The following is a 12,167-nucleotide window of genomic DNA, read 5'->3' as shown; positions in this document are numbered from 1 at the left end:
GCATGACGGCGAGCACCGCCGCCACTGCGATACCAACACCGGTGCTCACGCCACAGGCCCCTGCTGAAGGCGGCCTGCTGCTGAGCGAGCTCGACCCCTGGGGCGATGCCGGCCTCCTCCACCTCCCAACGGCCACTGCTGCCGAGCCATCGGAACCCCAGAGCCTGCGCAGCTTCATCGCTGAGGCCTACCCCCGCTACGGCTTCCACCGCTGGGCTGAGGTGCTGATCGACCTGCTCCAGCAGGTGGCGGATGGCCACCTTGGCCGGCTGATCGTCACCTGTCCGCCCCGGCTGGGGAAGTCGTTGCTGGTCTCGAAGCTGTTCCCGGCCTACTTCCTGCAGCGCTACCCGCATCTCTTCGCGGCGATTGCGTCGTACTCGGCGGAGCTGGCCTATGCCCACTCCCGAGAAGCCCGTCACTTCTATCGAGTGACCGGCCACCTGCTGGCCCGCGATTCGGCGGCCGTGGGCAACTGGCTCACCCGCCAGCGCGGTGGCTGCATCGCTGCTGGTGTGGATGGCCCGTTCACGGGCAAGGGCTACAGCCTGGGGATCATCGACGACCCCTACAAGGGCCCTGGCGATGCCGCCAGCCCGGCGCTGCGGCAGAAGCTGATCGACTGGCTGCGCTCGGTGTGGCTCACCCGCGCCGAACCGGCCTCAGTGCTCGGGCCGGACGGCAGCACTCAGCCGAACCTCTCGGCCCAGGTGGTGGTGCTGACCCGCTGGGACCACCAGGACGTGATCGGCTGGCTGTACGAGCAGGAGCTGGGGGAAGCGCCCCAGCAGTGGACCGTGCTCGATCTGCCGGCCATCGCCGAAGACCCGGCAGAACGGCCCAAGCTGCCGCCCACCTGCACGTTGATCCCCGACTGGCGGCCGGCGGGAGAAGCTCTGTGTCCGGAGCGGTTCCCCCTGCCAGAACTGCTCAAGATCAGGGCCCGCCTAGGCGCCTACTGGTGGGCGGCGCTCTATCAGCAGCGGCCCAGCCCGGCGTCTGGGTCCATCTTCCTGAGGCAGTGGATCCGGCCGCCCTTCCCCCGAGAAGGCGGCAGCCAGCGCCAGTACGCCCTGCTGGCGCTCTCCTGTGACCTCAGCTTCAAGGGAGAGGCGGAGAGCGACTACTGCGGCTTCTGCCTGAGCGGCCTGCTGGCACCACCGGCCCGGAATGCCATCCCCCGATCGGGTGAACCTCAGGGGCAAATGACCACGGCGGCACTGGAGATCGAGGTGCTTTGGGCCGCTCGGCACCGCTTTGGCCTGCCGGAGGTGATCCGTTTCCTGCTGGGCTGTCTGGAGGCGCTTGAGCAGCAGGGGCTGCGCCCCAATGCCGTGCTGATCGAGGACGCCGCCAACGGGCCGGCGGTGCTGCAGTCCCTGCGGCGGCGGGTGCCGGGGATGCTGCCGATCACTGCGAGAGGCAGCAAGGAAACCCGCGCCCATGCCGTCGCCCCCCTGGTGGAGGCCGGGCAGATCCGCTTTCACCCCCGCGCCCAGCCGCTGGTGGAGGAAGCGATTCGCTTCCCCAAGGGCAGCAAGGACCTGGTGGATGCCTTCTGCCACGGCGCCCTCTGGCTGGAGGGCCGCTATTGGAAGGCCCAGGGCATCCAGCCGGTGGTGACGCCGCTGCTGGTGAGTCGGTGAGCGAGTCGATGGTGTCCGCGGTGCGGGAACATCTCAGGTCATCCCTTGTGGCGAGTCCAGGGGCTGCCGTGCTGGCGCCGGTCGTGGTGCAGCTGGTGCTGCCGATCACGGTGGTACTCATCGGCGATGCCGCCGGGGCGGAGCGGATGCTGCGCCAACGGCGCTACCGTCAGCCCGCGTGCCATGCCCGAGCGCAGCAGCTGGAGATCAATCTCCAGGCGCCAGCGCGTCATTCACCCAGTGCTCAGGGTAAGTGGCCTCAGCGCTGCAGGCCCCGGCGGCAGCGTCCGGTGCGGCCCCATGCCGCTGCCGATGCCTTGGCCCTGGAACACATGGACCTAGCCGAGAAGATCGCCGGCAACTTCGCTCGGCGGACAATCCATCCCAAGGAGGACCTGCTGCAGCTGGCGATGATTGGGCTGATCAAAGCGGCGCGCCGCTACGACCCCTCACGAGGCCCATTCCGGCCCTACGGGCGCACCTACGCCAACGGAGAGATCACCCACTTCCTGCGGGACAACGGCTTCCTGCTAAAAGTGCCGCCGACGTGGCGGGAGCTTCACGCGCGTGGGCAGCGATTGCTGACCACAGGAGTTGGCGTGGACGAGATGCTGAAGCGAATAGGAATGAGCCGCGCACAGTGGATTCAGATTGTCGATGCTTGCTCAGTAAGGGTGGTTGCTTTTCCTGTTGAGTGAACGCTCAGCATCAGCGGCAGCGCGCAGCGCCGACCGCTAGTGCTTTTGTTAGATGCTACCGCGATATTTTCAACGCCGGGATAAGCCACATCGTTTATTTCTGCACGGTCCGCTAGTTCATTTGTCACCTCGTGCCTCCGGGATGAATCCGCGCCGCCCTTGATCATTCCCCGTAAATCGTATGACGTTCACGTTGCTGAGTGGCCCGTCATCCGGAACTTGGTTTCTGTTTTCGATGATGATGACCTGCGCGTCGGTGAAGGATGCCTTCACGCTCTCCCAGAAGTGCTTCTTGATGTCCTGCGGAAACGTCGACTCCCCAGCGTCTGGCTCTTCGTAGACGAGCAGCGGCGAGTCGATCAGGACGAAGTTAGGGAAGGGACGCTCGCCTTCGATGCAAAGCCGGAGGAGCGCGAGGTTGAACGCCGCCCGAGTGATGGCCCGTACCCCCTTGCCATGGCTCTTCCGCGCTCGGCCCGAGATCACCACGTCCTGGTCGTTCTCGCTGAACGAGACGCGATCGAGGTCGGGGAAGTGCCACGCCTTCAGAAGCGCTTCGACCTCACGACTGAACGGATCGGCCTGCGCGGTGCTAACAACTCCTCCAGCGACGGCCATCTTCTGCTTCTTCTTCGGCCTGTTCGCCTCCTGGAGCAGCTCTTCGAGTTCCTGAATTCGCTCGAGGTGCTCGATCGCCTTGCGGCAATATTCCGCGCGCACACGCAGCTCGTCGACCTTCTTGGAGGCGACGTCGACTAGCTGCTCCATCAGTTCATTTAGCTCCGACGAGATCGCATCGAGTTCGGCTTGGCGAGTGTCGCGGGTACCTTGGAGCTGCTCGATTTCGGAGGCGTTGGCGGCTCGCGTGGTCTGAAGGTCCTGGAGCAGCTTCGAGGTCTTGGCCGCCTCGGCTTTGCACGCTTGTGAGACGTCCGCCGGTGTCGGGATCGCCTTCGGATGTTCGTGATGCTGGTGTTCGGCGAGCGCGCCACAAATCGGGCACCGCTCCTCCTTGAGCTGGTCGAGCCGAACCCCGGCCTCGGCGATCGCCTCCAGCCGTCGCAAGTCGGACTCGTACTGCTGCCCCAGCAAGTCGAACCGCATCTGCAGCTCAGACAGAACCGCGAGCTTCGACTGGACCGCCTTCAGCGCCTTCCACGCCGTGCTGCGCTTCGTTTGCAGGGGCACCACGCTCGCCTGCGCGGCGTTGCGCTCGGCGAGAGCCGTTTGAATCAAAGCTTCGATTCGGGTCAGTCGGTCGTGCTCCTCGGCGAGAGAGCTCACCGCCTCGCCAAGCTCAGCGAGACGTTCCCGCGTCGCCTTCAGCAGGCCTTCGAGCAGTTCGACCTTGCCAGCCTGACGCCCCTTCGCGACCTTTGAATCTTCCTTCGCGATGATCGAGGAGTCGTCGGTGCCCGTGAGCAGGAGGCGAAACACGCCGCTCTCGACGGTCTTCGACGTGAACTGCCCACTGAGAACCGGCGAGTCCTCCTTGATGACCGTCTCCTCGTCGATGATGACTAGCCGGGCGATGTCGCGAAAGCTGAGCGGCCTCGTCTTGCCCTGTTCATTGGTGCGGACCTTCTTTGAGCCCAGTCCCGACAGGTCGAGGAGGAACTGCGAGACGGTGTACTCCTTCCCCCCTTGGTGCTTCGCTGCGAGCACACGGTCGGGCCGCCCGTCGGTTTTGCAGAGCACCTCACCGCCCCGGAGGCTCCGCTCAAGCGAGTAGACGCGCCCGTCGCTGTTGGCCTCGATGTCGATGACGACGGAGCTGTACCCCTCCGCTTCGGGGATATCCTTCGGCGCGGCGCCACCGCCGAGCGCGTAGTCAATGCACTGAGCGATGAAGCTCTTGCCCGAATCGGAGGGGCCCCCGATGACGTTCAGTCCGCGCATGAACGTGACCTCGGCCGGCACTTTCCCGGGTCCGATGAGCGCGAGACGCCGAAAGGCGAAGCCGAACTTCATGACGCCTCCTCGGTCCAGAGAACGGACTCCATCGAGAACTCGGCGCCCCACGTGCCGATGCGCTCGCGGACCATCAAATCGAGCTCTGTGTCGTCGAGGGCGCCGAAGCTGTCGACCACCCAGTCAGCGCGATCACGCAGGCCCGCGAGGTACTCGGTGCTGAGCGTGTCGAGGAAGTCAGCGGACTTTTCGGTTGCGGCGAAGAAGATGCCGCCGCCCTTGTAGACGCGCTCGATGAGCCCACGGCTCTCGTAGAGCGCGATCCCATCTTGAATCACGCCGCGACGAACGAGGATCTCTCCGCCGCGATGGGGAGTTCTCGGATGCAGCCCCTCGGGGCCACCCTCGATGTCGTCGGAGTGGACGAGGAAGTAGTCGAAAACCACGAGCCGCTGCAGCGCGTACGCAGAGGGGAATGCCGTGGTCAGCACGCAGAGAGAACGCAGGCCGATCTCCACGGGCCCGTTAAAAGGCGAGACGACGTGTGTGGGCGTCTCGGATGTCATTTGACCCACCGGACCTTTCCGTCGTTGGCGATCTGGTGGCAGATGCCTCCACGGTCACGGGTATGGATGCGCGTGGTGAGAGGGTTGCTCGTGAGCTGCAGCGTGCGGGCCGTCTTCACCACCGCGAGGACACACTGATAGCCGTCGGCTTGGCTACCACGCACTTCGTCCTTGATGCCGGAATGGACCTCGTCCTGCAGCTTCTCGAACTCGCCCTGAGGCAGCGTGTCGCGCGAGAAGGTCCTCAACCCCTCGGCGCTGTAGAACTCAACGCGCGCGTCGTGGAAGTGCTCGCGGAGGTCGTCGCGGGACGCGAGCCCCGCATCGAGATCCTTCAGGTCCTGCTTAAGGTGATCCGCATACGCACGGCGAAGCTCACCGACGAAGACCGCTTCGTTGTCAGTCGGCACGCCTGGCGGCGGCGTTGGCTCAGGGCGCGGCGGCAGCCCACCTCCGAAGCGCGCCACGTACCAGCGGGTCTTGGCGTGCGCCTCGATGATGTGGAGGAGCGGCTTGGTCTTGAAGATCGAGAAATCGAGGTTTGCGATGTGCTCCTTCATCGCAGCGTCGCAGTCAACGACCTCGGTCTTGGTGATCTCCGTCCGACACGCTTTGTCCCAGTTCGTGAGAAGTCCGTCACGGAGCACGTGAGGCTTCTTCAAGAGGTTCGAGAGCTTCGGGCCCACACCCTGCGGCGCGACGAAGAAGTAGTTCCGAGGGTACGAGTATTCGCCCTTCAGTGTGTAGTACGCGAGCTTGCCTAGCTCGACCCAAATGTCGCCGGGCGCGAGCACCTTCTGGTAGTGCTTGCACTGGTAGTTGTCCCATGCGCCGTTGCCGCCATTCACGGTGGCGATGACGTCGCGTCCCATGTCGCCTGCCCCGCCGCACCGCTCGACAAGTTCGTACTCGTCGCGCAGCGAGTCGACCCACTCCTGAACGAAGTGCTCCCACTGGTCAGGGCTGAAGAGCCTCACGCGGTCCACGGGATGTACCGGAAGCCCCGACGCCACAGCGTCAGCAGCCAGACCGGACGACGGCGCCGGAGGCTGAGGGATCTGAACGGGCGGCGGAACCTTGCTCATGCACTCAACCAACTACGAGGGACCTGGGACTCCTCACAGGCATCCTTCTCAGTCAGTCCGCTGGGCTCGGGGGCATCTAACGCTAGGTGGGCGGGCCCCGCTAGGAGATAGCCGGGCACCTGGCAGTGAGCACAAGAGCCAAAACTCATTCTGAAGTCTAGAACCGCTGCAAGGCAATGAATCCTGGGCAGGGAGCTCTGCGCGCCTGGTTTTCAACGAGCCCACATAGGAACCCAAGCCCCGCTGTCTTGTCAACCTGTTTGCCCTGATGCTCTGGCCAAAGCCATGCAGATCCTGCATAGCCCTTCCTGCCGTCCATTGCTGCCACTGGCAAGAGCTGTGACCACAAGCAGCAGCCAGTGCTCACCACCCGCCGCCGCAGGACAACCACCCCCAGCGGCTCCTCCTCCCCACCAGAGACGCAGCCCCAGCCCCCTGCCCAGCCCCCCTGGCTGGAACACCCCACCCTCTCTGGTCTGAGGGACCGTCTGCAGCTGGTCTACGACTGCTGGACCCTGCTGGAGCTGCCTGACGGCACCAGCCGCCGGCCGGTGTATCTGCCCCGCGGCATTGAGGAGCCCGAGACCTGTTACCTCAAGCGTCTGGAGGCGGCTCGCCCCACCGGCTTCTACCGCGATGCTCTGCGTACCTACGCGGGGATGCTGTCGCGCTTGGCCTGGCAGGAGCTGCCCGACTCCCTGATCCATGTGGCCACCGATGTGGATGGCCAGGGCACCGACCTGGGGGTGTTCCTGTTCCTGGCCGACCTGCTCACCCTGAGGGATGGCGGCTGCCTGATCCTGCAGCTGCCGCCCCAGCACCGCTGGCCCTCAGAAGGCGACCGGCTGGAAGCCCTCGCCAAGGGCGACCGGCTCTCCCTACCGCGGTTACAACTGGTGCCCCGTGGCGACCTGCTCAACTGGCGCCTGCCCACCGATGGCGCCACAGGCGCCCCAGCGTCGGGACCGGTGGAGATCGTCTGGCGGGAGCCGCGCCGGCAGGCCTTGCCGCCACGTTTTGCCAGCGGCAATGCGGCGGTGCCAACGATGGTGATCGACGCCCATGGCGGCCTGGTGCCCGATCCACAGGCCTGGCTGTACCGCAGCCTCTCGGTGACGGACGACGGCCTGGTGCTGCTTAGCTTGCAGGCGAACCCCAACCCCGGCGCCGTCGATGGCTACGACGTGGTGCCGGTGGGGGAGCCGGAACGGATGCCCCAGCGTTTTGACCTACCAGCCCTCTGGTACTCGGTGGATGGCACCGCCTTTGGCGAGGGTGATTTGCCCCACTTGGGCCTGGCCCACCACTACCTGAACCACTACCGCTGCCGCAGCGAATACGAGGATCTTTTGTCACGCACCGCCCTGCCGGTGGGTGTGCGCACGGGCCTGGTGGATGCGTACGGCTTCCGGCGCAGTGATGGCGCTCTGGGCTCGGGTTCGGCTACAGGCGGCGCAGAAGGACAGCGCCCGCAACGCTTGGTGCTCTCCACCTCCTCCTTCATGGACCTGCCCGAGGGCGCCAAGTTCCAATGGGTCGAAATAGAAGCGCGCTCCCTGGCGGAGCACCGGGCCTACCTGCAGCAGCTGGAAGAAGCGATGCGCCGCGACGCCCTGATCCCCGCCGGCGGCCACGGTCCAGCCCGCACCGAGCTGGAGGTATCGCTCACCGCCGGCCAGAGCTTTGCGGTGCTGCAATCGCTGGCAGGCCAGAAGGCATCGATGCTCAGCACCCTGCTGCGCCAGTGGACCCGCCTCACCGGCGAAAAGCTCTCCGAGACGCCGGCCTGCAGCGTGGAGATCTGCCCGCTGGTGCCGCCCCAGCCGCCGCGCAAACCCCAGCCGTCGGTGCAGGAGTGGCTGGTGCTGCATGAGCGGGGAGTGATTGACGGCGTGGAGCTGCGCCAGCAGCTGGGGCTGGGCGAGATCAATGGGGGCAGCGGCAGCTGAGCTGGCTGGCAACGGAGGGCATGACCCAGACCTCCCCGCCCACCTGCACCTGGCTCCCCGGTGATGCTGAGGCTCTACGCGTCGCCCTCTCCATCCCCGTCACCAGTGCTGCCCTTGCGGCCCTGAACCGGGAGATGGCCCTGCTGCAGGCCCATTACCCCACGGGGGTTTGCACGGCTCAGGGCCACCTCGATGCCATCGCCCTCCTGGATCAGCAGCTGGCGGCGCTGACCCCGGCACAGGTGAACAGACCGGTGCGCACCAAGCGCAAGGGTGTTGCCGGTGGCGTTGTGCCCAACCCCCTGCCGCTGAGCAAGTTGGCAGTGGTCGAGTACGCCACCGAGCTACTGCTGGAGGAAACCGAGAGTGAGTGGAACCCTGCGGGGCCGTCCCCGGCGATGGTGCTGAACCGGCAGCGCAGCCAGCACATCGGCCAGCTGGCGCTGCTGCTGCCGCGGCTGCAGAACTGGCGCCTGTGCAACCCAGATCCCTTCCGGGGATCCCTGGTGCGGGGCTGAGCGATGGAGCAGCCCCTCTCGCCCCTGAACCAGGGCCTCAATCCTCTGCGAGGTGCGCCGCTGTGGGGCCAGTTGGTCTCCCTGCCTGCACCCGCCCCAGCGATCGACAGCCGGGTGGGTCAGTCCACTGCTGTGCCCCTGTGGCTGGCGCTGCAGCCCTACGCCAATGCCCGCCTCTGCCTGTTTGAGGTGGACCGGCCCGAGAGCCGCAATCCGGTTCCCATCCGCCGGCATGTGATCGACTGCTTCTTGGAGCAGAGCGGCATCGTCAGCGGCTACAACGACACCGCTCTCACCGACCCAGGCGACGTGCTGCTGCGCGGCTACCTCTGCCGGGCGGCGATCCTGCCGGTGAGCACCAGCAACACCTTCGACTGGCTGGCGGCCGAGCTGAATTGGGCCACACCAGGCTTCCGCGACGAGGCGCCGCTGCCCTGGGACCCAACGCTGCTGGGCACGGTGCAGGCCCCCTGCCAGGGGGTGATGTGGCTCGGGGACCTGGCACTGCTGCAACCGGAGGGCGGGCTGCCCAGTGGCGGGCGGGCCCAGTTCGCCGGCTGCCAGGTGATGCACTTCGGGGCGGATTACGGCCCCGGCGGTATCGGGCTGCTGCTGCAGCCGCTGCTGGGGGAAGCGATCCAGCTGGTACTCAGGCCGCACAGCGTCTTGGTGCTCAGGGATGGCGACACCCTGAACCTGATCGCCGAGCGCTACGGCACCACCGTGGCCACGCTGCGGCGGATCAACCCCCAGCTGGAAAGCACCCAGACCATCACCTCCATTGATGGGGATTCGCTGGCCGTGCTGGCTGGCCGCCATGGCACTACCGAAACCAAGCTGCGCAGCCTCAACCCGGTGCTGCAGCAGAGCGAGACCTACATCAGCGTCGAAGGCGACACGCTCAGCAGCGTGGCGGCCGAGCAGAACCTCAGCCTCTCTCTGCTGCGCCAGTTCAACCCGGAGCTGAGCAGCTGGCCCAGCGAGGAACCGCTGCCGGCTGGCACCACCCTGCTCCTGCCCGTCTACCGCTCCACCACTTCCATCCCGGCGGGGATGCAGTTGCTGGTGCCTGGTTATCTGCCCTCCACGCCGCTACCGGCGGGGGAGTGGACCTACCTGCCGGCCCGGCGCTCTGCTCCCGTGCTGGATGAGCTGCCTGAGCAGGGCTTTTGAGGAGCTGGCAACAGGGAGAGCGAGCGCAGCCCGGACGGGGCGCCCGCAGCACCACAGCCGTGATGGGTGATGCCCTCCTCCTTCTTCTCCTCTGATTCCAGCGGCGCCAACAGTGGCGCTGCTCCAGGTCCCATGGCCTCTGCTGCTCTGTGGCAGACCTACCGCCAGCACCAGCAGCAGCCCAACCAAGGCCCTGCTAGCTCAGCCCCACCTGCCACCGACGCCGACCTGCTCGACAGCGACGGCGCCGGTGACGCGGGTCTGGATGCTGCCGACGGCGACGACCCCCTCGACCTCTCCCTGCCCCAGGACCCTGGTGCCAGCGGCAGCGGCGACAACGACGACCCCCCTGCCGCTGCTCCCAGCAGTGCTGATCCCCTCCGGGCCGAACGGCGCCGCAGCAACCAGCTCGAGAAAGAACTGCGCAAGGCCCGCGCCCAGCTGTCGCGTTTCTCGGAGATCAACCCGGACGAGTACGCCCGCCTGCAGGACGCCGAGCGCAAGCGCGAGGAGTTCGAGCGCCAGGTGGGCGAGCGCGAACGCCAGCTCAACGAGGCCAACCTGCGCCGCGTGCGCAGCGTTGAAAAAGAACGGGACGAGGCCCGCTGTCAGGTGCAGAACCTGCGCAAGGAGCGCTTGATGGAACGCCTCTTCTCAGAAGCAGAAGGCCGCGTGGGTGGCGACGAGCGGGGCACCTTCTTTGACACCTTCGTGACGCTGTGCGGCGGCCACTTCCAGCTGGGGGAGGTGGACGGCCGCGAGCGGCTGCTGCCGGTGGACGGCAAGGGCCAGCCCCTCACCGCTGACGGTGTCGCGCTGAGCGATGGCGACTACATGGAGGAGCTGCGCCGCCACCCGGTGTACAGCTTCCTGTTCCAGCAGCGCAGCGGCCTCTATTCGGCTGCTGTGCCTGAAACGGGCCATGAGCACGGGGGAGCGGTGAATCTGCAGACCCTGAGTACGGCCGAGCTGTATCTGGAGGCGGTGAAGGGCACCACCCCCAGGGCTGCTGCACCGCGGCGCTGATCAGCTTGCCGAGAGAGCGAAATGGCCTGGTATCTGGTGTTCTGGCGCAACCGCTCCACCGCCACTGTGGTGCCGGCCGCCAGCGCCAGCCAGGCTCGCTCCCTCGCCCAGCACCGACACAAGAAGGGCTATGGGGTGATCGTGGCCGCCCGCCGCGCCAATCCCCAGGACGCCGGTCTGATTAGGAAGGGAACCTGGGTGCGCCGTCGCCGTGACGGCAGCAGCCCCCAGTTCGGCAATGCTCGCGCCAAAGCCAGGGCCCGGCGGCAGCGGAGTGCCTACCGCCATTGGCTGTGAGGCCCGGCCACCAACCGGCAGCCGGGCGTGAGCCCCCTGGCTCAGCAGACCGAGACGGTGCAGCCGGGGGTGCCCTGCAGCTTGCGGGCAAAGGCGAATGCCTTCTCGGCAGGGATCAGCCGCATCTTCTTGACGGGCTTGCCGCGGCGGCCAAAGAACTCGACCGCACAGGGGGCAGTGCCGAGCTTCTGGACGCCGGGCTGATAGCGGTGAACCACAAGCAGGCGGACTTCGCAGACGGGGCCTTGGGGAGCGGCCATGGCTGGGATGGAGCGGAGAACACCGACCAGACGCCCCGCAGGCGCAGTGCTGGCCAGGGGCGAGCCCCGCGAGCCTTGCGTCAGCCCTGCCCAGCGCAAGCCGCAGGGGCATGCTGCGGCGGGGTTTCGCTCCACCCGGCCAGCCACGCCCCACTGGCCCTGCTGTAGATCCGTGCTGAGCACCCACCGCGCCCGAGCAGTGGAGCTGCTCTGCCAACCCTGGGATCAAGGCACAGGCAAGGGGGCCGCTGCTGCAGCCCCCAATCCATGGCGCTCAGGCTATCTGCAGCTTCTGCACCGACAGTGGCTGGCGCTGCAGCTCGAGCTCACAGCGCTGCATCAGCTCCTGCTCGGCCAAGAGCCGCTCATCCAGCTCATCGACCCGTGCCAGACACTGCTGGATCGCCGGAATCACCTCCTCCTCCAGCAGGGTGATCTCTTCTTCTCCATAGGGCTGCTCGATCCAGGTGCGGCGCAGCGGCAGCCCACGACGACGCAGCAGGATCTCCTCTACCGAGCGCAGCGTGGATTCGAGCAGCAGAAAGGGATCCTCTTCTGGCCTGCAGAACGGGGAGGTGGCAGCGGGGCTGCCTGCAGAGAGCGTGGCCATGACGATCGGCGCCAGGTATGGCGCAGCGACGGGACCGATCCCAGCGGAGGCCCGACCCCAGGAGGGCCTCAGACTGGAGAGGCCCGGAGCAAGCCCTCCTCCCGCTCCCAGGCGTTACCGGTCCATCCGCGTCAGCGCTGCCCCACCCAGAAGCGCCAGCAGCAACTTGAGGGTGGAATCAAAGCCGCCCTGCAGCTGCTCCAGCGTGCCGGGGCAGATCTGCCCGATCGGCCTGCCCTCCAGCGCCCGCTGGCCGCAGACCCCAGCAGCCAGCGAATAGATCAGCAGCTGGGTGCCGATCACCACGGCCAGGATCTTGAACACAAACCGCTCGCGGTCGAACGGCGGCTTAGGCGGCCGGGCCATTGGGCCTGAGTCCATCGCTGCTCTTCCCTCGCGATCAGGCCGCAGCCGGTGGCAGCACCAGC

General features: G+C 66.7%; 14 protein-coding genes. 7 read left to right on the top strand and 7 right to left on the bottom strand.

What is annotated here, in order from left to right:
- Window positions 1-2: 2 nt before the first annotated feature.
- On the top strand, window positions 3-1,646 hold the full coding sequence (locus VB734_RS09450; protein ID WP_323243295.1) for a terminase: 1,644 nt from the start codon (window positions 3-5) through the stop codon (window positions 1,644-1,646).
- 38 nt (window positions 1,647-1,684) lie between these two features.
- Here VB734_RS09450 and VB734_RS09445 read toward each other — a convergent pair whose 3' ends face one another.
- Entirely contained in the window at window positions 1,685-1,879 is a 195-nt protein-coding gene (locus VB734_RS09445; protein WP_323243294.1) for a hypothetical protein, read from the bottom strand.
- Window positions 1,880-1,963: 84 nt separating this feature from the next.
- On the opposite strand from VB734_RS09445, the gene VB734_RS09440 reads away from it, so the two are divergent.
- Window positions 1,964-2,344: a sigma-70 family RNA polymerase sigma factor gene (locus VB734_RS09440; RefSeq protein ID WP_323243293.1), complete on the top strand. Its 381-nt coding sequence runs from the start codon at window positions 1,964-1,966 to the stop codon at window positions 2,342-2,344.
- A 117-nt stretch (window positions 2,345-2,461) separates the two neighbouring features.
- Here the strand turns inward: VB734_RS09440 and VB734_RS09435 are convergent, their stop codons facing one another.
- From VB734_RS09435 to VB734_RS09425, 3 genes are read right to left on the bottom strand one after another with little or no spacing between them, the layout of a single operon-like run.
- Window positions 2,462-4,315, bottom strand: a complete 1,854-nt coding sequence (locus tag VB734_RS09435) for a hypothetical protein (protein ID WP_323243292.1) — start codon at window positions 4,313-4,315, stop codon at window positions 2,462-2,464.
- Window positions 4,312-4,821: an ABC-three component system middle component 2 gene (locus tag VB734_RS09430; protein ID WP_323243291.1), complete on the bottom strand. Its 510-nt coding sequence runs from the start codon at window positions 4,819-4,821 to the stop codon at window positions 4,312-4,314. Before VB734_RS09430 ends, VB734_RS09435 begins: the two co-directional genes overlap by 4 nt.
- Window positions 4,818-5,906, bottom strand: a complete 1,089-nt coding sequence (locus VB734_RS09425) for an ABC-three component system protein (protein WP_323243290.1) — start codon at window positions 5,904-5,906, stop codon at window positions 4,818-4,820. The genes VB734_RS09430 and VB734_RS09425 overlap by 4 nt, the downstream gene beginning before the upstream one ends.
- 359 nt (window positions 5,907-6,265) lie before the next feature.
- On the opposite strand from VB734_RS09425, the gene VB734_RS09420 reads away from it, so the two are divergent.
- From VB734_RS09420 to VB734_RS09400, 5 genes are all read left to right on the top strand, one after another.
- Complete coding sequence (locus VB734_RS09420) at window positions 6,266-7,855, top strand: DUF4055 domain-containing protein (RefSeq protein WP_323243289.1); 1,590 nt, start codon at window positions 6,266-6,268, stop codon at window positions 7,853-7,855.
- Between the two features lie 20 nt (window positions 7,856-7,875).
- Window positions 7,876-8,373: a hypothetical protein gene (locus VB734_RS09415; RefSeq protein ID WP_322757567.1), complete on the top strand. Its 498-nt coding sequence runs from the start codon at window positions 7,876-7,878 to the stop codon at window positions 8,371-8,373.
- Window positions 8,374-8,376: 3 nt separating this feature from the next.
- On the top strand, window positions 8,377-9,546 hold the full coding sequence (locus VB734_RS09410) for a LysM peptidoglycan-binding domain-containing protein (protein WP_323243288.1): 1,170 nt from the start codon (window positions 8,377-8,379) through the stop codon (window positions 9,544-9,546).
- Window positions 9,547-9,678: 132 nt separating this feature from the next.
- A complete protein-coding gene (locus VB734_RS09405; protein WP_323243287.1) occupies window positions 9,679-10,572 on the top strand; it encodes a hypothetical protein in 894 nt (297 codons plus the stop codon).
- A 21-nt stretch (window positions 10,573-10,593) separates the two neighbouring features.
- Window positions 10,594-10,869: a hypothetical protein gene (locus tag VB734_RS09400; protein ID WP_323243286.1), complete on the top strand. Its 276-nt coding sequence runs from the start codon at window positions 10,594-10,596 to the stop codon at window positions 10,867-10,869.
- A 41-nt stretch (window positions 10,870-10,910) separates the two neighbouring features.
- On the opposite strand, the gene VB734_RS09395 is transcribed toward VB734_RS09400, so the two are convergent.
- The 3 genes from VB734_RS09395 to VB734_RS09385 form a co-directional block, all read right to left on the bottom strand.
- A complete protein-coding gene (locus VB734_RS09395; protein WP_323243285.1) occupies window positions 10,911-11,129 on the bottom strand; it encodes a hypothetical protein in 219 nt (72 codons plus the stop codon).
- 274 nt (window positions 11,130-11,403) lie between these two features.
- Window positions 11,404-11,739, bottom strand: a complete 336-nt coding sequence (locus VB734_RS09390; RefSeq protein ID WP_323243284.1) for a hypothetical protein — start codon at window positions 11,737-11,739, stop codon at window positions 11,404-11,406.
- Between the two features lie 114 nt (window positions 11,740-11,853).
- Entirely contained in the window at window positions 11,854-12,105 is a 252-nt protein-coding gene (locus VB734_RS09385; RefSeq protein ID WP_323243283.1) for a hypothetical protein, read from the bottom strand.
- Window positions 12,106-12,167 lie beyond the last annotated feature (62 nt).

Source organism: Synechococcus sp. BA-124 BA4, assembly GCF_034931165.1.
The sequence above is the reverse complement of the archived record's forward strand: the minus strand, read 5'-3'. Positions and strand labels throughout refer to the sequence as shown.

What these genes read in the sequence shown, in the direction of transcription:
- VB734_RS09415 (WP_322757567.1), top strand. Translation starts at nt 7,876, where the DNA reads ATGACCCAGACCTCCCCGCCCACCTGCACCTGGCTCCCCGGTGATGCT.
- VB734_RS09400 (WP_323243286.1), top strand. Translation starts at nt 10,594, where the DNA reads ATGGCCTGGTATCTGGTGTTCTGGCGCAACCGCTCCACCGCCACTGTG.
- VB734_RS09405 (WP_323243287.1), top strand. Translation starts at nt 9,679, where the DNA reads ATGGCCTCTGCTGCTCTGTGGCAGACCTACCGCCAGCACCAGCAGCAG.
- VB734_RS09430 (WP_323243291.1), bottom strand. Translation starts at nt 4,821, where the DNA reads ATGACATCCGAGACGCCCACACACGTCGTCTCGCCTTTTAACGGGCCC.
- VB734_RS09390 (WP_323243284.1), bottom strand. Translation starts at nt 11,739, where the DNA reads ATGGCCACGCTCTCTGCAGGCAGCCCCGCTGCCACCTCCCCGTTCTGC.
- VB734_RS09450 (WP_323243295.1), top strand. Translation starts at nt 3, where the DNA reads ATGACGGCGAGCACCGCCGCCACTGCGATACCAACACCGGTGCTCACG.
- VB734_RS09410 (WP_323243288.1), top strand. Translation starts at nt 8,377, where the DNA reads ATGGAGCAGCCCCTCTCGCCCCTGAACCAGGGCCTCAATCCTCTGCGA.
- VB734_RS09385 (WP_323243283.1), bottom strand. Translation starts at nt 12,105, where the DNA reads ATGGCCCGGCCGCCTAAGCCGCCGTTCGACCGCGAGCGGTTTGTGTTC.
- VB734_RS09435 (WP_323243292.1), bottom strand. Translation starts at nt 4,315, where the DNA reads ATGAAGTTCGGCTTCGCCTTTCGGCGTCTCGCGCTCATCGGACCCGGG.
- VB734_RS09445 (WP_323243294.1), bottom strand. Translation starts at nt 1,879, where the DNA reads ATGACGCGCTGGCGCCTGGAGATTGATCTCCAGCTGCTGCGCTCGGGC.
- VB734_RS09425 (WP_323243290.1), bottom strand. Translation starts at nt 5,906, where the DNA reads ATGAGCAAGGTTCCGCCGCCCGTTCAGATCCCTCAGCCTCCGGCGCCG.
- VB734_RS09395 (WP_323243285.1), bottom strand. Translation starts at nt 11,129, where the DNA reads ATGGCCGCTCCCCAAGGCCCCGTCTGCGAAGTCCGCCTGCTTGTGGTT.